Origin of the sequence: Gordonia sp. (in: high G+C Gram-positive bacteria), from assembly GCF_047602025.1 — a bacterium.
Classification (GTDB): Bacteria; Actinomycetota; Actinomycetes; order Mycobacteriales; family Mycobacteriaceae; genus Gordonia.
Genome location: NZ_JASGII010000001.1, coordinates 616,278 through 638,415 on the forward strand (window position 1 = coordinate 616,278; position 22,138 = coordinate 638,415).

The window sequence follows — 22,138 nt, forward strand, 5'->3', positions numbered from 1 at the left end:
CGCTTGCTTTTCCCTGTGAATCGGCCGGTCCCCGGCGCGCCTGATCGCGACCGATCGGTCCGGCTGCGACGCTGGACGGCGACATGGCAGCACGGAACGTATCGCTCGCCGCGCGTCTGCGACATGCGCGGCAGGTTCAGCGCGACCGCGCCCAGGCCACCGCCGGCACGGCGCGCGAACTGGTGATCGTGGCCTTCGCGGTACCGCTGGCGACGCTGCTGCTGCTCGCGGTGATCGCGGCCATCACCCTGGGGCTGTCGGGCAGCGGATTCGGCGCCTTCGGCACCGTGCTGGGCTCGGCGTGGCTCTGCCTGCACCAGGTGCCGCTGAGCATCGGCGGCGTCAAGATCTCCGCGCTCCCCCTCGTGCCGACAATCGCCCTGCTGGTCGCCGTCTTCCGCTACACCGGGCCGTCGGCCCGCCTGCGCACCACCCCGGCCGACCTCGGCGCCCTCGTCGGCGCCGCCGTCGGCGGACCCCTCCTGATCACCGCACTGGCCTACGCCCTCGTCCTTGACGGCAGTTCGGTGGTGCCGGTCAACCCGCCGAACGCCCTGTGGGCCTTCGGCGCGACCGTGTTGATCTACGGCCTGGGCACGATCGCCGGCATCGCCCGCCGCGATTGGCGTGACTGGTGCGCGCAGGCCGGCCTGACCGGCGAGCGGTTCGACGACGCCGTCGCCGGCGTGCGCACCGGCGTCCTGGCGGCGCTGATGCTGATCGGCGCCGGCGGGGTCGTCGTCTGCGTGCTGCTGGCCGCCAACTGGCCCGCGGTGACCAGGGCGATGGCCGGCGGCAACCGATTCGACGGCTACCTCGGGCTCACCCTCGTCTCGTTGCTGTACCTGCCCAACCTGGTCGTCGACGTCGCCGGCGCGCTGTTGGGCGTCCCGGTCCCGCTGGGCGGGGCGATGATCGACGTGTTCAACCCGCACACCGGCTCGGTGCCCGCGCTGCCGATCACGGCGATCGCCCCGGGACCGCCGCCGATCCGCTACCTCTGGGCCGTCGTCCTCGTCGTCCCGCTCGCCGTCGCGATCTGGGCCGGGCTGCGGGCCCGGCACTACGACCCGCTGCGCAACCTGCGCCGCGTCGCGATCATCGCGGCGGTGGCCGCCGTCGTCATGTTCGTTGCGACGCTGGCGGCGGCGGGAACCGTCGGCGAGCTCGGCCGTGCGGGCGGCCAGGCGCCGACCGTCGCGCTCTTCACCTTCGGTTGGGTCCTGGTCGTCGGGGCGGTCATCGCCCTGCTGCACGGCTCGCGGGAGGAGACCAAGGCGCAGCGCAGTGCCGCGGCCGCCGCGCTGGCCAGTTCCGCGGTCGTCGGCCACGAGGACGGATTCGACGATGATCCGACGGTCGTGCTGGCGGTCGTCGAGGATGTCGAGCCCGAGGTGCCGACCCCGGCGTTCTACCGGCCCGACGGCGACACGCCGGTCGTCGACGACGTCGAGGACCTGATGTTCTTCGACGACATCGCGCCCGACTAAGATTCCTGTTCGTGGGCCAACGATCCGGGAGCAGCGCGTGAGCGCGCCCGTCGTCGTCCTCGCCTCCGGCGCCGGCTCCCTGCTCGCCGCCCTCCTCGATGCCGCGGCGCTCCCCGATTCCCCCTTTCACGTCGCCGCGGTCGGCGTCGACCGCGACTGCCCCGCCGTGCGGGTGGCCGCCGACCGCGGGGTCGACGTCTTCACCTGTTCGGTCGCCGATTTCGCCGACCGTGGCGCGTGGGACCTCGCCCTGACCGAGCAGACCGCCGCCGCCGGGCCGCAGTGGGTGGTGACCGCCGGATTCATGAAGATCCTCGGTCCCGCGTTCGTCGGCCGCTTCGCCGGCCGGATCGTGAACTCGCACCCGGCGCTGCTGCCCGCGTTCCCCGGTGCCCACGGCGTCGCCGACGCCCTGGCGCACGGCGTGAAGATCACCGGGACCACCGTGCACCTCGTCGACGACGGGGTGGACACCGGGCCGATCCTGGCCCAACAGGCCGTCGCCGTCGAGGACGACGACACCGAAGCCGCGCTGCACGAGCGCATCAAAGAGGTCGAGCGAGTGCTGCTCGCCGACGTCGTCACAGCCCTGACCACCCGCGGGGTGGTCGTCGACGGACGAAAGGCCCGCATCCCGTGAGCGAACAGAAACGCCCCATCCGCCGCGCCCTGGTCAGCGTGTACGACAAGACGGGTCTGGCCGAGCTCGCCACCGCGCTGCACGGCGCCGGCGTCGAGATCGTCTCCACCGGGTCCACGGCCAAGACCATCGCCGCGGCGGGCGTGCCCGTCGTCGAAGTGTCGACGCTGACCGACTTCCCCGAGTGCCTCGAGGGCCGGGTCAAGACCCTGCACCCGCGGGTGCACGCCGGGATCCTCGCCGACACCCGGAAGAAGGACCATCTCGCCCAGCTCGACGACCTGGGCGTCGCGCCCTTCGAGCTCGTCGTGGTGAACCTGTACCCGTTCACCCATACCGTCGCCTCCGGCGCCGCGCCGGACGAGTGCATCGAGCAGATCGACATCGGCGGACCGTCGATGGTGCGCGCCGCCGCCAAGAACCACCCGTCGGTGGCCGTCGTCGTCGACCCGGCCGACTACGCCGACGTCACCGCGGCCGCCGCCGGTGGCGGGTTCACCCTGCCGCAGCGCCAGGCGCTGGCCGCCAAGGCCTTCCGGCACACCGCCGACTACGACGTCGCCGTCGCGTCCTGGATGAGCAGCGTGGTGGCCCCCGACGAGGAGTCGGACTTCCCGGTGTGGGCCGGTGCGACGTGGAACCGCTCGGCGGTGCTGCGCTACGGGGAGAACCCGCACCAGCCGGCCGCGCTGTATGTGAACAACTCCGGTGCGCCCGGCCTCGCGCAGGCCCAGCAGCTGCACGGCAAGGAGATGTCGTTCAACAACTACACCGACGGGGACGCCGCGTGGCGCGCCGCGCACGACTTCACCGCCCCGGCCGTGGCCATCATCAAGCACGCCAACCCGTGCGGCATCGCCGTCGGCGACGACATCGCGCAGGCGCACCGCAAGGCGCACGAGTGCGACCCGGTCAGTGCCTACGGCGGGGTGATCGCCGCCAACCGCGAGGTCAGCGTCGAGATGGCCGAGACGGTGGCGGGGATCTTCACCGAGGTCATCATCGCGCCGTCGTACGCCGACGGCGCCGTCGACGTGCTGGCCGCGAAGAAGAACCTGCGGATCCTCGTCGCCGAGCCGCCGAGCCAGGCGGGCGCCGAAATCCGCCCGGTGTCGGGCGGCATGCTGATGCAGCGGCGCGACGTCCTCGATGCGGAGGGCGACGACCCGAAGAACTGGCGGCTCGTCGCCGGCCCCGAGGCCGACGCGCGCACGCTGGCCGACCTGGAGTTCGCCTGGCGGGCCTGCCGCGCGGTCAAGAGCAACGCGATCCTGCTCGCCACCGACGGCGCCTCCGTCGGCGTCGGCATGGGCCAGGTCAACCGCGTCGACTCGGCGCACCTCGCCGTGCAGCGCGCCGGGGCGCGGGCGGCCGGTTCGGTCGGGGCGTCGGACGCGTTCTTCCCCTTCGCCGACGGCCTCGAGGTCCTGCTCGACGCCGGTGTCCGGGCCGTCGTGCAGCCGGGCGGATCGATCCGCGACGAAGAGGTCATCGCCGCGGCCGAGAAGGCCGGCGTGAGCCTCTACCTGACCGGGGCGCGCCACTTCGCCCACTGAGCACCTTGGCTCGCGGGTAGCGTGGAACCGTGGCATCCAAGACTGCGAAACCCGCGAAGAAGCCGACCGCGACGACCGTCGGGGAGCTGCGCAAGACCGACCACGTCCAGCGCACCATCCGCGATGAGATCCGCAACAACCTCCTGACCGCGCTGCGGGCCGGTGACGACGCCTGGCCGGGGATCGTCGGCCTGGAGTCGACGGTCATCCCGCAGCTCGAACGGTCGCTGCTCGCCGGGCACGACATCGTGCTGCTTGGCGAGCGCGGCCAGGGCAAGACCCGCATCCTGCGGACCATCGCCGGACTGCTCGACGAGTGGACGCCGGTCATCGCCGGGTCCGAGCTGGGCGAGCACCCGTACGAGCCGATCACCCCGGCGTCGCAGCGCCGTGCCGCAGAACTCGGCGACGACCTGCCGATCGAATGGCGCCACCGCAGTGAGCGCTACAGCGAGAAGCTGGCTACGCCGGACACGTCCGTGGCCGACCTCGTCGGCGACATCGACCCGATGAAGGTCGCCGAGGGCCGCAGCCTCGGCGATCCGGAGACCATCCACTTCGGCCTCATCCCGCGCGCCCACCGCGGCATCGTGGCGATCAACGAGCTGCCCGACCTCGCCGAGCGCATCCAGGTCGCCATGCTCAACGTGATGGAGGAGCGCGACATCCAGGTGCGCGGCTACTCGCTGCGACTGCCGCTGGACGTGCTCGTGCTGGCCAGCGCCAACCCGGAGGACTACACCAACCGCGGGCGGATCATCACCCCGCTCAAGGACCGCTTCGGCGCCGAGATCCGCACCCACTACCCGCTGGAGCTGGCCGACGAGGTCGGCGTCATCGAGCAGGAGGCCGATCTGCTGGCCACCGTGCCCGACTACCTGCTGGAGATCCTCGCGCGCTTCACCCGCTACACCCGTGAGAACCCCGCCATCGACCAGCGCTCGGGCGTCTCGGCGCGCTTCGCCATCGCCGGCGCCGAGACGGTGGCCGCCGCGGCCCTGCACCGCAGCGCGGTCCTGGGGGAGGAGGCGCCGGTCGCCCGCGTCGTCGACCTCGAGTCGGTCATCGAGGTGCTGCGCGGCAAGATCGAATTCGAGTCGGGCGAGGAGGGGCGCGAGCTGGAGATCCTGAACCACCTGCTGCGCAAGTCGGTCGCCGACACCGTCCGCCAGCACCTCGGCGGCATCGACCTCGCGCCGATCGTCGCAGCGCTGGAGGACGGGCACCCCGTCGTCACCGGCGACCGCGTTTCCGCGGCCGATCTGCTCGGCTCGCTGCCCGCCGACGAACCGGTCGGCAAGACCGTCGAGGCCATCGCGAAGCGATTCGATGCCGGCAGCGACGGGGAGAAGGCCGCCGCCGTCGAGCTGGCCCTGGAAGGCCTCTTCCTGGCCCGCAAAATCGGCAAGGAGGCCGACGACGACGGTCAGACCGTCTACGGGTAGCCCCATGGTCGAGCGCAGCAGCAGGTTCCACCGGTCCCGGTACGAGAAGTACCGGGGCGGTCCCGATCCGCTCGCACCGCCGCTGGACCTGCGCGAGGCGCTCGACGAGATCGGCGCCGACGTCATGGCCGGCACCTCCCCGCAGCGGGCGCTGCGCGAGCTGCTGCGCCGCGGCACCGACGGGATGCGCGGCCTCGACGAGCTGCGCGAGCAGATCAGCCGCCGCCGCAACGAGTTGCTCAAGAAGCGGAACCTGGACGGCACCTTCGCCGAGATCCGCGAGCTCCTCGACCGGGCCGTGCTGGAGGAGCGCAAACAGCTCGCCCGCGACCTCGACGACGACGCCCGGTTCGCCGAGATGCAGATCGGCAACCTGCCCCCGTCGACGGCGGCCGCGGTGAACGAGCTCGCCGAATACGACTGGCGCAGCCCGTCGGCGCGCGCGGACTACGAGAAGATCCGGGACCTCCTCGGCCGCGAGCTCCTCGAACAGCGCTTCGCCGGGATGAAGGAGGCGCTGGAGGGCGCCGACGAGTCCGACCGCCAGGCGATCACCGACATGCTCGCCGACCTGAACGACCTGCTGGCCAAGCACAACCGCGGCGAGGACACGACCGAGGCCTTCGACGAGTTCATGGCCAAGCACGGCCAGTTCTTCCCGGAGAACCCGGCTGATACCGCCGAACTGGTGGAGTCGCTGGCCAAGCGCAGCGCCGCCGCCCAGCAGTTCTACAACTCGCTCTCGCCCGAGCAGCGCGCCGAACTCGACCAGCTCTCCCAGCAGGCCTTCGGTTCGCCCGAGCTGATGGCCGCGCTGGCCGGCGTCGACGCCCAGCTCCAAATGGCCCGGCCCGACCTGGACTGGGACGGCTCGCAGGGCTTCTCCGGCGATCAGCCGATGGGCTTCGGCGAGGCGGCGGCCGCGATGGCCGACCTGGCCGAGCTGGACCAGCTGGGTGAGGCGATGAGTCAGCAGTACGCCGGCGCCGACCTCGCCGACATCGACCTCGAGGCGTTGGCCCGCCAGCTCGGCCCGCAGGCCGCCGTCGACGCGCGGACGCTGCAGCGGCTCGAACAGGCGTTGCGCGACCAGGGCTTCTTCGAGCGCGGCGTCGACGGCGAGCTGCGGTTGAGCCCGAAGGCGATGCGGCAGCTCGGCCAGTCGGTGCTCGCCGACATCGCCGACCGCCTCACCGGGCGCGGGGAGCGGGCGACACGGCAGAGCGGCCGCCTCGGGGAGCCGACCGGGGCGACTCGGGAGTGGGCCTTTGGCGACACCGAGCCGTGGGATGTCTCGCGCACCATCACCAACGCCGTCATGCGGGAGGCGAGCGCCGGGGAGTTCCGGGCGGGCCGCCCGGTGCGGCTGGACATCTCCGACGTGGAGATCACCGAGACCGAGGCGCGCAGCCAGGCCGCGGTCGTCCTGCTGGTCGACACCTCCTTCTCGATGGAGATGGAGGGCCGGTGGACGCCGATGAAGCGGACCGCGATCGCGCTCAACCACCTGATCTCCACCCGCTTCCGCACCGACGAACTGGAGATCATCGCGTTCGGGCGGGAGGCGCGCACCATCGACGTCGGCGAGCTGGCCGGGCTGTCGCCGCGGATGGAGCAGGGCACCAACCTGCACCACGCGCTGCTCTTGGCGCAGCGGCACCTGCGCCGCCACCCGAATGCGACGCCGGTGGTGCTGATCGTCACCGACGGCGAGCCGACCGCGCACCTGGATCCGTCGGGCCACCCGTTCTTCTTCTACCCGCCGCACCCGGAGACCATCGGGTTGACGGTCGCCGAGCTCGACCACGTCGCGCGGATGGGCGCGCAGGTCACCATCTTCCGGCTCGGCGAGGATCCCGGGTTGGCGATGTTCATCGACAACGTCGCCCGGCGGATCGGTGGCCGGGTCGTCGCGCCCGACGTCGACGGTCTGGGCGCCGCGGTCGTCGGGGACTACCTGCGCGGGCGGCGCGGCTGAACCCGAGCCGTCGTTTGCCGGGTCAGCCGAGCAACACGGCGATGAGCGCGATCACCGGGATCGACAGCAACGTCGTGACCAGGGCCGAATCGCGGGCGAGCGGCTGTCCGCGGCCGTAGCGGATCGCGTAGACCAGCACGTTCTGGGCGGTGGGCAGCGCCGCGATGACGACCTGGGCGAACAGGTGGTGTCCGGACATGCCGAAGCCCCACCGGGCGATCGCATAGGCGAGCAGCGGCATGGCGGCCATCTTCAGCACCGCGGCCAGCGCCACCTCGCGGCGCGACTGGCGGTCCTGCCCGTCGCCGGAGCTGGCCGCCCGCGCCGCGAGGGAGAGCCCGAAGACGAGCAGCGCGAGGGGGACCGACGCCTCGCCCAACATTCGGAACGGGTCGAGCACCGCCTGCGGCGGGTGCCAGCCGAAGCCGGACACGATCAGGCCGGCGACCCCGCCGATCAGGATCGGGTTGGACAGCGGGGTGACGATCGCATCGCGCCAGACCCGGCCGTCGCCGCGCGGCAGCGTGGTCAGGTCGAGGGCGACCAGGGCGATCGGGGAGTACAGCAGGATCTGGAACAGCAGCAGCGGCGCGATGAACGAGCGGTCGTCGAGGACGTAGATCGCGATCGGCACGCCGAGGTTGACGCTGTTGACGTACGACGAGGACAGCGCCCCGATCACGAGGTCGGCGGTGGGGCGGCGCAGCCAGAGGCGCGCGATGAGCGCGTACACCAGGCCGATCGTCAACGCGGTGCCGCCGGCGACGACCAGCGTCGACGAGAAGACGTCGCGCAGGTTGGCGGTGACCAGCGAGTGGAAGAGCAGCGCCGGGGTGCACACGAAGAATACGAGCCGGGACAGCACGTCGGTGGCCGTCGGACCGAGGGTTCCGGCGCGGCCGAGGACGAAGCCCGCCCCGACCACGAGGAAGATGACGGTGAATCCCGAGATGACGCCGGACACCGCAGGAAGCCTAGAATAAAGCCGACGACGCCTCCACCCGAGCCGGACTGAATCGAGAACAAACGCGATGACCAACCCCAACGACCCGGCCGGTCGCGAAGAGTCGGCGGACCAGGACGAGTGGACGGCGGTCAACCTGCCCGACGATCAGCCGCAGCAACCCGCCTATCCGCCGCCCCCGCAGCCGCCCGTCGCACCGGTGCCGCCGGGCTATGACGCCGCGGGCGGTTACCCGCCCCCGGCCCCGGGCTACCCGACCTCCGGTTACCCAGCCGCGCCGACGCCCGATCCCTACGCCGCGGCCTACGGCTATCCGGCGTACCCCGCCGGGCCGGCCAAGACCAACGGCATGGCCATCGGCTCGCTGGTGACCGGTCTGCTCGGCCTCGGCTGCTGCTTCCCGGCCCCGATCGCCATTCTCCTGGGCATCCTCGCGCTGCAGCAGGCCGGCCAGGACCCGGCGCCCAACTCGGCGGACAAGCCGATGGCCTGGGTCGGGATCGGCCTCGGCGCCTTTGCGATCTTGTTCTTCTTCGTCGTCATCGGGCTGCGATAGTCGTTTTGGCCCAGGGCGCGCGCGGATGTATCCTGGTCGGGTTGCGCGCCCACCCGTGGCACCGCCCGGGGATGCCGGCGCAATCGCACAGACTTGAGTGAAAGAGGGGCAGAACCATGGCCGTACCGAAGCGCCGCATGTCGCGGTCCAACACCCACAGCCGCCGTTCGCAGTGGAAGGCCGACAACCCGCAGCTGCAGGAGGTCAAGGTCAACGGCGTGCCGCAGCGCCTGCCGCGCCGTCTCGTGAAGGCCGCCGAGCTCGGCCTGATCGACATCGACCGCCGCTAGTCCGCGACGCAGAACCCAACACGGGGGCGCCCACACATCGGTGTGGGCGCCCCCGTGTTCTGCGCTGTGACGGGCGTCAGTTCTTCTGCGCGATGACCTTGTTCACCAGGCGGACGACGAAGTTCGGCCCGATCTTGCTGGCGTTGTTCAGCAGCGTCGTCTGGGTGCCGACCGAGTAGTGCGTGCGGTGGATGGCCTTGTCGGCGACCTTCGGGTGCACCGACGTCCAGACCCGTTCGGCAACCTGCTCGGGGGTGATCCGGATGCCCAACTTCTGGGCCGACTTCGTGTCGGCGTCGGCGAGGGCGGTCTTGGCCCACAGCGGCCAGATGGCGACGACGCGGATGTCGTCCTTCTGCCACTCGAGCTCCAGCGCCTCGGTGAGGCCGACGACGTAGAACTTGGCGGCCGAGTAGGTCGCGATGTCGGGCTGGCCGTAGATGGCCGACGCCGACGCGATGTTCACCAGGTGTGACCCCGGCGTCGCCTTCAGGTAGGGGTAGGCGGCCTGTGCGCCGAGCGTGACGCCGAGGACGTCGATGTCGATCTGCGCCTGCACCGCCTCGGGCGAGATTGCGTCGAGACGACCGCCGACGAGGATGCCCGCGTTGTTGTCGAGCACGTCGAGCTGACCGCCGGTGTGGGCGGTGAAGTCGGCCAGCGCCTTCTCCCACTGTGCCGCCTTGCGCACGTCGAGCTTGCCGGTGATGAACTCCGGGTGCTCCTTCTTGACCGCCTTGAGGGCGTCGGCGTCGACGTCGTAGACACCGACGGTCCAGCCTGCGGCGCCGAAGCGCTTCGCGGTGGCCAGGCCGATGCCGGCGGCGCCGCCGGAGATGAAGATGGAGGGCATGCGTCCTGCCTTCGGGTAGTACGGGATGAGAATCGGTCATCTGAGGTTGTCATAGTTACCGACCGGTAGCCAAGCATCGGGTCACGATTGGGCGTCATTACCCGGTCATTACCTGCGCCCGGCGGGCGCCATTGGTAACTTCTGCCTGTTCACCAACCACGATTTTCGGGAGCCGAAATGACTCAGCCGCCCATCGATCCGGGCCAGCAACCGCCGCACGTTCCGGGCCAGCAGCCCGGCGCCTACCCGCCGCCCCCGCCCCCCGGGGGCTACGCCCCGGTTCCCGGCGCACACCCGTTCAGCGTCGGCGACGGCTTCAGCTGGGCCTTCAACAAGTTCGGCAAGAACTGGGTGCCGCTGGTCCTGGCGACCCTGGTGATGTTCATCATCATGGGCATCATCAACGGCGTCTTCAGCGGCATCGCGGGCGCCCTGGCCGACACCAGCAGCAGCGTGGTGGACACCGACGACGGCTTCAGCGCCGTCTTCTCGACCTCGGGCTTCACCGCGGGCAGCTGGATCATGACGATCCTCGGCATGATCGTGTCGCTGATCGTCGGCGGCTACGTCGCCGCGGCCTACTGGAACGGCATCCTGAAGATCGCCGACGGCCAGCAGGTCACCTTCGGCTCCTTCTTCCAGCCGCGCAACGTCGGCCAGGTCATCATCGCCTCGGTGCTGTCCGGCCTGATCATGATGATCGGTTTCGCGGCGTGCTTCCTGCCCGGCCTGGTCGCCGCGATCTTCCTGTACTTCACGACCATCGCGGTGGTGGACCACAACCTGAAGGGTCCGGACGGGCTGTCGGCCAGCTTCAACGTCGTCAAGGCCAACTTCGGCCCGGCGTTGCTGACCGCCCTGCTCGCCTGGGTGACCGTTGCCGTCGGCCTGCTGCTCTGCGGTGTCGGTGCGCTGGCCGGTGCCCCGATTGCGGCGCTGCTCGTGGCTTACGCCTGGCGGCACCTCACCGGCGGCTACGTCGCGCCGCAGACGCAGTAGCCTTCGCCAGACCCACTTCGGGCCCCCGCCAGATTCGGCGGGGGCCCGAATTCTGTTCGTACGGATAGGGTTGGTGGGCGAACCCCCCCGATCAAACAGAGGAAGCACCGATGACCCAGCCGACCGGCGACGCCTACCCGGCCCACGTTGGCGCGAGTGAGCCCCAGCAGACCGCCTACCCGGTCCACCCGGATCCCAATGCGACGCCGTACAGCATCGGCGGGGCCTTCAGCTGGGCCCTGTCGAAGTTCTCGGCGAACGCGGTCGGCCTCGTCGGGGGAGCCGCGGTCCACACCCTGCTCCTGGCGCTCGGCCCGGCCATTGCGGCCGGTGGCGCCTTTCTGTTTGCCGACAGCTTCTCCATCGAATCCGGCGGGGGCGGCACCTATGAGGAGTTCACCGACTGGTCGCTGACCCCGGGCAGCTACGTCGCCATCGCCTTCGGCCTGCTGGTGACACTGCTGCTGACCGCCTACTCGCTCAGCGCCTACATCGGCGGCGTCGTCGACATCGCCAACGGGCAGCTGACGACCTTCGGATCCTTCTTCCGGCCGCGGAACTACGCGAAGGTGCTCGGCACCGTCGTGCTGCTGTCCCTGGCGTTGGCCCTCGGCTCGCTCGTCTTCCTCGTCGGCGCGGTCGTCGTGGTCTTCCTGTTCTGGTTCGCCATCCCGATCGTCGTCGACCGCGGCGTCGGCCCGTGGACCGCGCTCAAGCAGAGCGCATCGCTGGTGCGCGCCAACTTCGGCGAGTCGCTGGTGACGGCCCTGCTGGTCGGCATGGTGTGGGTCGTCGGCAACAGCGCCTGCGGCGTTTTCGTCATCGTCACCGCCCCGATCGCCACCCTGATCGCCGTCTTCGCCCTCCGCCGCTTCGCCGGCGACACGATCGCACCCTAGGAGCCCGCATGACCCAGCCGCCCGTCCCCCCGCAGGAGCCGTCGGTGACGCCGCAGCCGCCGATTCCGCCCGCCGCCCCGGCGGGGCCCGCCGGCTACGGCCCGCCCGCCTACCACCCGTCGACCGATCCCAACGCGGTGCCGTTCGGCATCGACGTCGGCTTCAAGTGGGCCTGGTCGAAGCTGACGTCGAACGCGGCCGGGCTCATCCTCGGCGGCCTCGTGCTGCTGCTCGCGTCGAGCATCGGCGCCATCCTCGCCGCCGTCGGAGCGGTGATGATCCTCTCCAGCGGCGACGTCGACCCCGACGGCACCCTGCACCCCGACTTCGGTTCGGGCGCCGCGATCACCGGCTTCGTCTTGGCCGTGCTCGGCGTGATCGCCCTGCTGGTCGCCTCGGCGTACCTGAGCAGTGCGTACACCGGCGGCCTGCTCGACATCGCCAACGGCGTGCCCACGACGGTCGGCTCCTTCCTGCGCCCGCGCCGACTGGGCACGGTGTTCGTGCTGCTGATGCTGCAGTTCCTGGCCACGATGGTCGGCCTGCTCTTCTTCTGCGTCGGCGCCATCGTCGTCGGCTTCTTCCTGATGTTCTCGGTGCTGGCCGTCGTCGACCGCGGCGTCGGCGCCGTCGACGGGATGAAGGCGAGCGTGTCGATCGTGCGCGCCCGGCTCGGCGATTCCTTCCTGCTGTGGTTGGTCGTCTTCGCGCTGTCGGCGGTCCTGGGGATCTTCGCCTTCCCGTTCGTTCAACTGCTGACCGTGTACGGCTACCGGCGATTGGCCAACCAGCCGATCGCCCCGTGATCACCGTCTGGGCGATCCTCGGCCAATTCTCAGGCGCACTGGGATAAGAAGTAGTCATGCGGATTCTTGTGGTTGACGACGACCGTGCGGTGCGCGAGTCGCTGCGCCGGTCCCTGACCTTCAACGGCTACACCGTCGAGACCGCCGGCGACGGGCTCGAAGCCCTGGAGAAGGTCGTGGCGCAGCGCCCCGACCTGCTCGTCCTCGACGTGATGATGCCGCGGATGGACGGCCTCGAAGTGTGTCGGCGCCTCCGCTCGGCCGGCGACGACCTGCCGATCCTCGTGCTAACCGCGCGCGATTCGGTCTCCGAGCGCGTCTCCGGCCTCGACGCCGGCGCCGACGACTACCTCGCCAAGCCGTTCGCCCTCGAGGAGCTGCTGGCCCGGCTGCGCGCGCTGCTGCGCCGCACCGGCCCCGACGAGGAGGACTCCGAGGCGCTCGAGTTCGAGGACCTGCGGCTCGACCCGGTGACCCGCGACGTCACGCGCGGCGAGCGGGCGATCAGCCTGACCCGCACCGAGTTCGCGCTCCTGGAAATGCTGATGGCCAACCCGCGCCGGGTGCTCTCGCGCAGCCGCATCCTCGAAGAGGTGTGGGGCTACGACTTCCCGACATCGGGCAACGCGCTCGAGGTCTACGTCGGCTATCTGCGCCGCAAGACCGAGGCCGACGGTGAGCCGCGCCTGATCCACACCGTGCGCGGCGTCGGCTACGTGCTGCGGGAGACGCCGCCCTGAGCGTCTGGACCGACATCCGGCGATGGTCGCAGCGCCACCGCGAGGAGGTCGCGCACCGCGAGATGCGGGAGCCGTTCGCGCTGACCCGCTCGGCTTCGCTGACCACCCGCGTCGCCCTGCTCTCGGCGACCGTCGTCGCCGTCTCGGTGTCGCTGATGGCCGCCGCGGCGTACTTCGTCGTCTACCGCGCCATGTACAACGACGTCGACCGACAGCTGGAGAGCCGCGCCGACGGCATGACCGCACTCTCGCGCACCGGCGCGCTGGCCGGCAATCCGCAGCGCGTCGTGTCCGGCGCGGTGTTCTCGACGAACATCTCGGTCGCCCTGATCCGCCCGGACGGGCAGACCTTCCTGGTGGGGTCGGTGCCCTTCGACGCGGCCGAGCGCCGGATCGTGCGCAGCACCAACCGCCCGGGGCAGCACAACCAGAGCCTGCGCACGGTGGGGGACCAGCGCGTGCTGGCCCGCAAGCTCGACCAGGGCTACGGCCTGATCATGTCGCAGAGCCTGCTGCACACCGAGCGGGTCCTCAAGCGGCTGGCCTGGGTGCTCCTCGTCGTCGGCGGCGGCGGCGTGGCGCTGGCGGCGCTGGCCGGCACCACGGTGGCGCGCACGGGCCTGCGGCCGGTGTCCCGCCTGACCCGTGCGGCCGAGCGGGTCGCCCGGACCGAGGTCCTCGACCCCATCCCGGTGACCGGCAACGACGAGTTGGCCCGGCTCACCGAGGCGTTCAACACGATGCTGGCCGCGCTGCAGAACTCGCGCGACAAGCAGGCGCGGCTGGTCGCCGACGCCGGCCACGAACTCAAGACGCCGCTGACGTCGCTGCGCACCAACGTCGAGTTGCTCATCGCTTCGGCCGAACCGGGCGCCCCGGCGGTCCCACTGGCCGACATGATCGAGCTGCGGAGCGACATCGTCGCGCAGATCGAGGAGCTGTCCACCCTGGTCGGAGACCTCGTCGACCTGTCCCGGGAGGACGCCCCCGAGGTCGTGCACGAGGAGATCGACATGGTCGACATCGTCGAGCGCAGCCTCGAGCGCGCTCGCCGCCGCCGCAACGACGTCGAGTTCGTCGCCGACACGGAGAGCTGGTACGTCTACGGCGACAGCGCCGGCCTGGCCCGCGCCGTGCTCAACATCCTCGACAACGCCGCCAAATGGTCGCCCGGCGGCCGCGACGTCGAGGTCAAGCTCCGCCAGACCGCGGTGAACTCGGCGGAGCTGACCGTCGCCGACGCGGGTCCGGGCATCCCGCCGGAGGACCGCGAGCTGGTGTTTGAGCGGTTCTACCGGTCCGACGACGCCCGCACGATGCCCGGCTCCGGCCTGGGCCTGGCGATCGCGGCGCAGGTCGTGCAGCGCCTCGGCGGAACCGTCACCGCCGGCCAGTCGCACCTGGGCGGCGCGCTGATCACCATGACACTCCCGGGGCATCCGATCCCGGTGGAACCTCCGCGCGTTGTCGTTCGTCAGTAAGGTGGAGACACCGAAACACCTGAGAGGCAGCGCAGTGACGCAACCCCCCAACCCCTCCTCGCCCAACTCGCCGTGGCAGTCGTCCGGCACGCCCGGGCAGGTCCCGCCGCAACCCGGCACGACACAGCCGGGAATCCCGGTGCCGCCCGCACCGGGTGAGTACTCGGCACCGGTCGACTACGCCGCCCCGGCTCCCGTCGCGCCGCCGACCGCCAAGCGCGGCGGCCGCAAGGTGGCGCTGGCCACCGGCGCCGTCGTCCTCGCGCTGGCCTCCGGCGGAGTCGGCGGCGTCGTCGGCGCCAACCTCGACCGCAACAACCCGCCCGCCGTCGGCGGCGACCTGCAGCGCGACGGCGAGCCGCAGGCCCAGCCGCCGGCCCCCGAGGGCAGCGTGCAGGCCGTGGCCGACAAGACGCTCCCGTCGGTGGTGTCGATCCTGGCGACCGTCGGCACCCAGCAGGGCGAGGGCTCGGGCGTGATCCTCAACGCGGACGGCACGATCCTCACCAACAACCACGTCGTCGCACTCGGCGCCAAGGCGGCGCGCGGCCCGCAGGGCGGACCCGAGCCGAAGATCACCGTCGTGTTCCACGACGGCTCGCGCGCGACGGCCAAGCTCCGCGGCTACGACGAGATCTCCGACATCGCGGTGCTCGAGGTCAAGAACAAGCCGAACCTGCAGCCGATCACCATCGGCTCGTCGAAGAACCTCGCCGTCGGACAGGACGTCATCGCGATCGGCTCGCCGCTCGGCCTGGCCGGCACCGTGACCACCGGGATCATCTCGGCGCTCAACCGCCCGGTGTCGACGTCGCGCGTCGGCGACAACACGTCGGTGATCGACGCCATCCAGACCGACGCCGCGATCAACCCCGGCAACTCCGGCGGCGCCCTGGTCAACGCGCGCGGCGCGCTGATCGGCATCAACACCGCCATCGCCACCCTCGGCGGGCGCGACCCGAACGGCGGGCAGCGCGCGTCGGGCAGCATCGGCCTCGGCTTCGCGATCCCGATCGACCAGGCCATGCGGGTCGCCGATCAGCTCCGCAAGACCGGCAAGGCCGATCACCCGAGCCTGGGCGTCACCGTCGGGGCCGCCTCGACCACCGACGACCAGACGCAGTCGGGCGCGCGGGTGAAGGATGTCGTCAAGGGCGGCGCGGCCGCAGTCGCCGGCATCCCCAGCGGCGCGGTGATCTCGAAGCTCGGCGGACGGACCATCGCCGGTGCCGACGACCTGGTGGCCGCGGTGCGCTCGTTCTCGCCGGGCGACGTCGTCGACGTTACCTACACGGTGAACGGCAAGACCGAGACCAAGAAGGTCAAGCTGCAGACCCTGCCCACCAACTAGGAGCCAGGCAATGACCGGATCGACCTTCGACGAGACCACGCGCGACGACTCCGTGGCCGACGCCGCCGCGCGCGCGGCCGCCGCCTCCAGTGATCGCGAGACCGTCGCTGCCCGCGCCCTGGTCGTGGTAGTCGCCGACGACCACCAGGACTCCGACGGGCTCGGCGCCCTGGTCGGCGAACTCCTCGAGGAGGCCGACTTCCACGTCGACGCGACGGTCGTCGTGTCCGGTGACGAGGTGGAGATCCGCAACGCGTTGAACACCGCGGTCATCGGCGGCGTCGACGTCGTCATCTCGGTCGGGGGAGTGGGCGTGCGCGCCCGCGACGTCGCCCCCGAGGCGACCGAACCGTTGCTCGACCGGCGGTTGCCGGGCATCGAGGAGGCGGTCCGCTCGTCAGGCCTGGCCGCCGGAGCCACCGACGCGGGCCTGTCCCGCGGCCTGGCCGGCATCTCCGGGCAGACGCTCGTGGTCAACCTCGCCGACTCCCGCTCGGCCGTGCGCGACGGCATGGCGACCATCACGATGCTCGCCCACCACGTCATCGACGACATCACTGAGTTCTGAGGGCGCACCGGTGACCGAGGACCCGGCCAAGGCCGATCCCGCTGCCGACGATGCGTCGGCGGAACCGGACTGGAAGCGGCGGGCCCGGCTCGACGCGGTCTTCGGCGGTGACGAGCCGGACCCGGAGGCCCCGCGAACCGGGGGACACGGGGCCGACTGGTATCGGTCAAATCGGCCGCCGCACCATTCCTGACCAGGTATGCGGGTATTCTTACGTGTTTGGATGAAGGTAAACCGTTGGTATAGCTTTGCCGACGGGCACCGACTGGTGCGAGAAGGGTGAAGATGAGCGTGAAGCGTCGTCCGTCGCGATGGGCGGGTGTGACGGTGGCGTTGGCCACCGCGGCCGCGGTGACGGTGTCGGGACTGGGCGCGGGCGACGCGGATGCGTTGCGCCTGCCGGCCGGCAAGAAGAAGTCCACCGGGATCGACGGCCAGGTCGTCCTCCTCAAGCGCTCCGCCGAGTACGTCTTCCCGCAGCCGAGTGAGGCGCGCAACGGCGCCGGTCGCTCCACGCGTGTCTCGGGCACCTACACCGCGCGGATCAACCGCGGCGGCGGCAACGTCCAGGTCGGCTACCTCGTCGGCTGCCAGGTCAACATCGGCGGCCTCGACATGGGGTTGTCCGGCGGCTTCTACGGCCTGGCGGCTCCGGTGCCGCTGGTCAACGGCACAATCTCGTTCCCGCTGCAGCCCGGCCAGATCCAGGTGGTCCAGGCGCTGTCGAAGAACTTCTACCGCAAGGTCGTGAGCATCCAGCTCTCCGGCGTGGAGATCGCCGTGCAGAGCTGCGGCGGGTTCGCCCAGGCGCGCTCGTTCATCAAGGTGCTGGCCGCCGAGGACTACAGCACCGCCAGCGGCACGGTCAGCGGCAAGAGCACGGCCATCCAGACCACCCTCTACGGCAAGCCGTTCAGCCTCGGCTGACCCGCAGCAAAAGGAACCTTGGACCAGATGAACTCCTTGCGAACCGGCGCTCCGCGCCGGGCGGTCGCCGGCGTCGCCCTCGTGCTCGCCGCCGCGACCGCGACGATGGCCGCGGCGCCCGGCGCGGACGCCCGCCGCCTGCCCGGCGGCTCGATCAACAAGAAGCTGGTCGACGGTTCCACCGTCAAGGCCCGCCTCTACGACGAGGGCGTGCGCTACCACCGCGGCAACGTCGCCAACATCGGGACCAGCCGCGAGGTGTGGGTGTCGGGCAAGATCGTCGCCAACATCGGCGGCGGTGCCAAGGGTGCGCACATCTACGGCGGCTACGTCGTGGGTTGCCAGGTGAACCTCATCGGGGTTGACGGCAACGGCAACGCTGGTAACAACCCCTGGATCCCCAACGGCGGCATGATGGGCAACTCCGGCACGACGCTGCACATCGGCCCCGGCCAGGCCGGCTGGGTGCCGATCATCCAGGCCGTCCCGCAGGCCGGCGGCAACCCGCTCAACACCTTCACCTTCCGAGGCAACCGCGGTGGCCTCGCCTATAGCCAAGAGGGTTTCCGCGTGAACGGCTGTGCCGGGCACGCGTCGGCCCGAGCCCGATTCACCATCGAGGTCGAGACCGAGACGGTGCGCGCCCAAGTCGTCCTGTGGGGGAAGCCATTCACCCTCGGCGGCTGATGGGCCGACACAACCACAACTAGGCAACACCCCGGCGCCGCAGCAGCGGTGACGCAGCCGGCGACGATCCCAGCGATCGTCGTGGGCCTATTCGGTGATGCCGAAGACGATGCTTTGAGGAGCACACATGACCACGACGCGACAGGCACTCCTGGCCGCACCATTGCTGGTGGCCGGCCTGAGCCTCGGCACCACCACCGCATATGCCGATCCCGCGCCCGCGCCGGGCGCCACCCAGCCGGTCAACCCCGGCTCGAAGCTGTGGGACCAGATCAAGAACGGTCTCGGCGGCGGAAACAACCAGGGCCACGGCCACGACGATCACGATCACGACGGCGACGGCCACGATGACCACGACCACGATGATCACGACCACGACGGCGACGGCCACGACGATCACGACGGCCACGACCACGAGGGCGGCACCGGCGGCACCGGTGGCATCCCCGGTGGCACCGGAGGGTCGACCGGCGGCGGGCACAGCTGCAATGACGGCCACGGCCACTGCGACAACAACAGCACCGCCGGCGGCGGCATGGGCGGCGGTGGCGGCGGCGGCCACAACCACGGTCACGGTCACGACCACAGCGGTCACAACCACGGCTCGACCGGGCCGGGCAGCGCCTACGGCGAGCGTGGCAACGCCCTCGACGACGAGTCGCCGGTGTGCAAGAAGGCGAAGAAGCGCGGCAAGCGGGTCGTGAAGTGCGCCCCGCCGCGCCGCGGCTCGACCCCGCCGCCCCCGCAGCGGTCGGCGCCCCAGCACGGTCACGACCACCACGACCACGACGGTCACGACCACCACGGGCACAGCCACTAGCGCAACGGAGCAAACTGGCAATCCCCTGTGCATCGCCGTCAGGGTGCCTGAAGTTCCTGGAAATGGGTCAACTGTCCAGCTAGCGTCGAAGGCGTAGGAAATGGTCGGGACAACGAAAGGGATGTCACCATGCGTCACCACTACGGCCCTCGCCGCTACTACGGCCCGCGCCGCTACTACGGACCCCGCGGCCCGCGCGGCTACTACGGTCCTCGCCGCTACTACGGCCCGCGCCGGTACTACGGCCCGCGCCCGCGCTACTGGGGTTCGTACTGACCCAGCGCTTCCCTAGCGGAAGCGGATTCGACCACCGGATGAAGACTCCCTGCTTCTCCGGTGGTCGAATCTTATTAGGCTGACAAGAGATCGCGGCGCCGCCAGGCGGCCCGCACCCCGACCCGAGGATCAGATGGCCCGCAACCGCATGAGGCTCTTCCCGTCCGCTCGGGGCGCTCACCGCGCCCCCGATCGCTTCGACGAGGATGGCGACTTCGACTGGGCCGAGCAGGCCATGATCGACGAGTCGATCGGCGATGACGCGGTTTCCTGGGACGTCGAGCGCTGGCAGCAGCAGGATGGCGAGCCGCTGCCCGACGCCATGCTGGTGCCGCCCGCGACCCCGTTGCACGTGTTGGCCGCGATTCGCCGGTTCCGCCCGTACATGAAGGGCCTCTACGGCCGCCTGGTCCTCGGTATCATCCTGCAACTGGTCGACCTGCTGGCCAACGTCGCCAGCATCGCGCTGTTCGCGACGATCGTCGACAAGGTGCTTGTGCCCGGCGGCAAGTTTGAGAACCTCGCCCAGCCGATGACCCTGTGGATCGCGGTGACCCTCATCGGCGCGCTCGCCTCCTATTTCGGCGAAGTCCTCACCGGTGTCGTCGCCGAGCGCATGGTCATGCGCGTGCGCGACGACCTCTACGAGCACACCCAGCAGCTGGCTCCGCACGTGCGGCGCAAATACCCCTCCGGTGATCTGATCGCCCGGCACAGCGGCGACGTCGAGTCGACCGAGCACCTGGTGTCCTCGGCCGTCGTCGACGCGACGTTGGCCGTCATCTCGGTCATCGTCTATGCGGCCGCGGCGCTGAAGGCCGACTGGAAGCTCGCCATGGTCGCCTTCGTGCTGGCGCCCATCCTGGCGATCATCTCGCGGTGGTTCGGCGTCGTACTCAAACGCGTGTCTCGCCGCGAGCGGATCGCCAACGGCAAGATCAGCGCCCTGGTCGCCGAGGGCGTCGACAACTCGCTGGCCATCCAGGCAGACAACCAGGGGCCCGCCGACCGGCGTCGAGTGCGAGCCCAGTCGCTCGAATGGATGCGGGCGCGCGTCACCGAGATCAAGGCAGGCGAGATCTACGGCCAGGCCGTGGCCATGGTCGAGTTGTTCGTCATGCTCGGCGTCCTCGTCCTCGGGGCCTGGCAGATCACGCACGGCCACACCACCCTCGGTGCGCTGATCGCCCTCACCGGCTATCTCGGCCAGCTGTACCCGCAGATCCAATCCCTGGGCAGCCTGGCGGTCTCCATCACCACCGCGACGGCCAGCGCCGAGCGTGTCGCCCAGGTCCTCGACGAGCCGATCGCCATCGCCGACGACGAGGTCGACACCGACCCCGAGTCCGAGCTGCCGGTGCCCGCCGCGCTGCCCGTGCACACCAAGGGTGGGGTGCCGGTGGCCTTCGAACACGTCGACTTCGCCTACCCAGACTCGGGCACCAAGGTCTTCGACGACTTCAACCTCGACTTGGGCGCGGGCGAGTTCGTCTCCCTCGTCGGACCGAGCGGCGCCGGCAAGACGACCGTCACGCACCTGCTGCTGCGGTTCTACGACCCGGACTCGGGCACCGTGCGGATCGACGGCACCGACCTGTCGACCGAATCGCTCACCGCGGTCCGCAACCACATCACCCTGCTGCCGCAGCGGATCGCGATCTACCGCGGCACGATCGCCGACAACATCCGGTTCTCCTGCCCCGGCGCCTCGCGCGAGGAGATCGTCGCCGCCGCCCGTGCCGCCGACGCACACGACTTCATCGTGGGCCTCCCCGACGGCTACGACACCGAGCTGCGCGACGCCGGTGCCAACCTGTCCGGCGGCCAGCGACAGCGGATCGCCCTGGCGCGCGCCTTCCTGCGCGACACCCCGGTGCTGATCCTGGACGAGCCGACGACCGGCCTGGACGCGGCCACCACCGAGCGCGTCCTGGAGCCGATGATGCGGTTGGCGACCTCGCGCACGACCATCCTGATCACGCACGACGCGGAGCTGGCGGCCAAGGCGCCGCGCGTCGTCGAATTGACCCCCGTCGCAGACGCGTCGGACGACCGACCCGCCCGGCGGGCCGAGGGAGAGGGAGTCCAATGAAGAACTGGAAGCTGACGGCGGCGCTCTCCGCGCCGATCCTCGCCGCCGGTGTGCTGATGGGCGGCGGCGCCGTCTACGCCGCACCGGGTGACGGCGGCGGCAACGGTGGCGGCGGCGGCAATTCCGGCGGCCCGAGCGGCGGTGGTGGCAACCACGGCGGCCCCAGCGGCGGCGGTGGCGACCACGGCGGCCCGAGCGGCGGCGGTGGGCACCAGGGCGGTCCGGGCGGCGGCCTGGGCGGCGATGGTGGCCGAGGCGGCGACGGCGGTCGCGGCGGTGAGCACGGCGATCGCGGTGGTGACGGCGGCCGGGGCGGCCACGACCATGGGGATCGGGGCCCGCGCGGCGATCGCGGTGACCGGGGCGATCGCGGCGACCGTGGCGACCGCGGTGACCGGGGCAATCGCGGTGACCGTGGCCATCGGGGCGATCGCGGACATCGCGGCGACCGTGGCCACTGGGGCGATCGCGGCCCGCGCGGCCCGCGCCACGACCACCGCCACCCGCGGGGCAACGGCCCGTGGTACGACCCCAACCCGTACAACCGGCCGCACCGGCACAACCCGCGGCAGCGGCCACCGCACTACGGCCCGCAGTACTGGCCCGAGAACAACCGGCGCTACCGCGAGATGCGTCGGCAGTACCGCGGTCACTACCACTACTACGGCCCGTGGGCGGTCCCGCGCAGCTGGAGCTAGTCGGCCATGACTGATTCGGCCC

General features: G+C 71.0%; 23 protein-coding genes. 21 read left to right on the forward strand and 2 right to left on the reverse strand.

The window, feature by feature from the left end:
* The first annotated feature begins 83 nt into the window (after positions 1–83).
* The 5 genes from QM728_RS03100 to QM728_RS03120 are packed head-to-tail and all read left to right on the forward strand — an operon-like array spanning position 84 to position 7,109.
* On the forward strand, positions 84–1,490 hold the full coding sequence (locus tag QM728_RS03100; RefSeq protein ID WP_415030587.1) for a DUF6350 family protein: 1,407 nt from the start codon (positions 84–86) through the stop codon (positions 1,488–1,490).
* Between the two features lie 37 nt (positions 1,491–1,527).
* The gene (gene purN, locus QM728_RS03105) at positions 1,528–2,130 is read left to right on the forward strand and encodes a phosphoribosylglycinamide formyltransferase (protein WP_415030588.1); all 603 of its coding nucleotides are present in this window, start codon (positions 1,528–1,530) and stop codon (positions 2,128–2,130) included.
* The gene (gene purH, locus QM728_RS03110; RefSeq protein WP_415030589.1) at positions 2,127–3,686 is read left to right on the forward strand and encodes a bifunctional phosphoribosylaminoimidazolecarboxamide formyltransferase/IMP cyclohydrolase; all 1,560 of its coding nucleotides are present in this window, start codon (positions 2,127–2,129) and stop codon (positions 3,684–3,686) included. Before purN ends, purH begins: the two co-directional genes overlap by 4 nt.
* Positions 3,687–3,715: 29 nt before the next feature.
* Complete coding sequence (locus QM728_RS03115; protein WP_415030590.1) at positions 3,716–5,131, forward strand: sigma 54-interacting transcriptional regulator; 1,416 nt, start codon at positions 3,716–3,718, stop codon at positions 5,129–5,131.
* A 4-nt stretch (positions 5,132–5,135) separates the two neighbouring features.
* Complete coding sequence (locus QM728_RS03120; protein ID WP_415030591.1) at positions 5,136–7,109, forward strand: vWA domain-containing protein; 1,974 nt, start codon at positions 5,136–5,138, stop codon at positions 7,107–7,109.
* A 22-nt stretch (positions 7,110–7,131) separates the two neighbouring features.
* Here QM728_RS03120 and QM728_RS03125 read toward each other — a convergent pair whose 3' ends face one another.
* The gene (locus tag QM728_RS03125) at positions 7,132–8,073 is read right to left on the reverse strand and encodes an AEC family transporter (protein ID WP_415030592.1); all 942 of its coding nucleotides are present in this window, start codon (positions 8,071–8,073) and stop codon (positions 7,132–7,134) included.
* 67 nt (positions 8,074–8,140) lie between these two features.
* Here QM728_RS03125 and QM728_RS03130 point away from each other — a divergent pair, with 67 nt between their 5' ends.
* Complete coding sequence (locus QM728_RS03130; protein ID WP_415030593.1) at positions 8,141–8,629, forward strand: DUF4190 domain-containing protein; 489 nt, start codon at positions 8,141–8,143, stop codon at positions 8,627–8,629.
* A gap of 116 nt (positions 8,630–8,745) precedes the next feature.
* Positions 8,746–8,919 (forward strand): 50S ribosomal protein L32, encoded by a 174-nt coding sequence (gene rpmF / locus QM728_RS03135; RefSeq protein ID WP_415030594.1) that lies wholly within the window; start codon positions 8,746–8,748, stop codon positions 8,917–8,919.
* 76 nt (positions 8,920–8,995) lie between these two features.
* Here the strand turns inward: rpmF and QM728_RS03140 are convergent, their stop codons facing one another.
* Entirely contained in the window at positions 8,996–9,772 is a 777-nt protein-coding gene (locus tag QM728_RS03140) for an SDR family oxidoreductase (protein WP_415030595.1), read from the reverse strand.
* 177 nt (positions 9,773–9,949) lie between these two features.
* Between QM728_RS03140 and QM728_RS03145 the strand changes: the two genes are divergently transcribed.
* The 14 genes from QM728_RS03145 (at position 9,950) to QM728_RS03210 (ending at position 22,116) form a co-directional block, all read left to right on the forward strand.
* Positions 9,950–10,771, forward strand: coding sequence for a hypothetical protein (locus QM728_RS03145; RefSeq protein ID WP_415030596.1), 822 nt, complete (start codon positions 9,950–9,952; stop codon positions 10,769–10,771).
* Positions 10,772–10,881: 110 nt separating this feature from the next.
* On the forward strand, positions 10,882–11,670 hold the full coding sequence (locus QM728_RS03150; protein WP_415030597.1) for a hypothetical protein: 789 nt from the start codon (positions 10,882–10,884) through the stop codon (positions 11,668–11,670).
* An 8-nt stretch (positions 11,671–11,678) separates the two neighbouring features.
* A complete protein-coding gene (locus tag QM728_RS03155) occupies positions 11,679–12,476 on the forward strand; it encodes a hypothetical protein (RefSeq protein WP_415030598.1) in 798 nt (265 codons plus the stop codon).
* A 56-nt stretch (positions 12,477–12,532) separates the two neighbouring features.
* Positions 12,533–13,216 (forward strand): response regulator transcription factor, encoded by a 684-nt coding sequence (locus QM728_RS03160; protein WP_415030599.1) that lies wholly within the window; start codon positions 12,533–12,535, stop codon positions 13,214–13,216.
* Between the two features lie 62 nt (positions 13,217–13,278).
* Positions 13,279–14,697 (forward strand): ATP-binding protein, encoded by a 1,419-nt coding sequence (locus QM728_RS03165; RefSeq protein WP_415030600.1) that lies wholly within the window; start codon positions 13,279–13,281, stop codon positions 14,695–14,697.
* Positions 14,698–14,731: 34 nt separating this feature from the next.
* Positions 14,732–16,048 (forward strand): S1C family serine protease, encoded by a 1,317-nt coding sequence (locus QM728_RS03170; protein ID WP_415030601.1) that lies wholly within the window; start codon positions 14,732–14,734, stop codon positions 16,046–16,048.
* A gap of 10 nt (positions 16,049–16,058) precedes the next feature.
* Positions 16,059–16,616, forward strand: coding sequence for a MogA/MoaB family molybdenum cofactor biosynthesis protein (locus QM728_RS03175; RefSeq protein WP_415030602.1), 558 nt, complete (start codon positions 16,059–16,061; stop codon positions 16,614–16,616).
* Between the two features lie 10 nt (positions 16,617–16,626).
* Positions 16,627–16,809: a hypothetical protein gene (locus tag QM728_RS03180; RefSeq protein WP_415030603.1), complete on the forward strand. Its 183-nt coding sequence runs from the start codon at positions 16,627–16,629 to the stop codon at positions 16,807–16,809.
* 92 nt (positions 16,810–16,901) lie between these two features.
* Positions 16,902–17,543 (forward strand): MspA family porin, encoded by a 642-nt coding sequence (locus tag QM728_RS03185; RefSeq protein WP_415030604.1) that lies wholly within the window; start codon positions 16,902–16,904, stop codon positions 17,541–17,543.
* Positions 17,544–17,570: 27 nt separating this feature from the next.
* Complete coding sequence (locus QM728_RS03190) at positions 17,571–18,230, forward strand: MspA family porin (protein WP_415030605.1); 660 nt, start codon at positions 17,571–17,573, stop codon at positions 18,228–18,230.
* A 127-nt stretch (positions 18,231–18,357) separates the two neighbouring features.
* Positions 18,358–19,050: a hypothetical protein gene (locus tag QM728_RS03195; RefSeq protein WP_415030606.1), complete on the forward strand. Its 693-nt coding sequence runs from the start codon at positions 18,358–18,360 to the stop codon at positions 19,048–19,050.
* A 129-nt stretch (positions 19,051–19,179) separates the two neighbouring features.
* Positions 19,180–19,326 carry a hypothetical protein gene (locus QM728_RS03200; protein ID WP_415030607.1) on the forward strand — a complete coding sequence of 49 codons (147 nt, stop codon included), beginning with the start codon at positions 19,180–19,182 and terminating at the stop codon, positions 19,324–19,326.
* Positions 19,327–19,474: 148 nt separating this feature from the next.
* Positions 19,475–21,418 (forward strand): ABC transporter ATP-binding protein, encoded by a 1,944-nt coding sequence (locus tag QM728_RS03205; RefSeq protein WP_415030608.1) that lies wholly within the window; start codon positions 19,475–19,477, stop codon positions 21,416–21,418.
* On the forward strand, positions 21,415–22,116 hold the full coding sequence (locus QM728_RS03210; protein WP_415030609.1) for a hypothetical protein: 702 nt from the start codon (positions 21,415–21,417) through the stop codon (positions 22,114–22,116). The genes QM728_RS03205 and QM728_RS03210 overlap by 4 nt, the downstream gene beginning before the upstream one ends.
* Positions 22,117–22,138 lie beyond the last annotated feature (22 nt).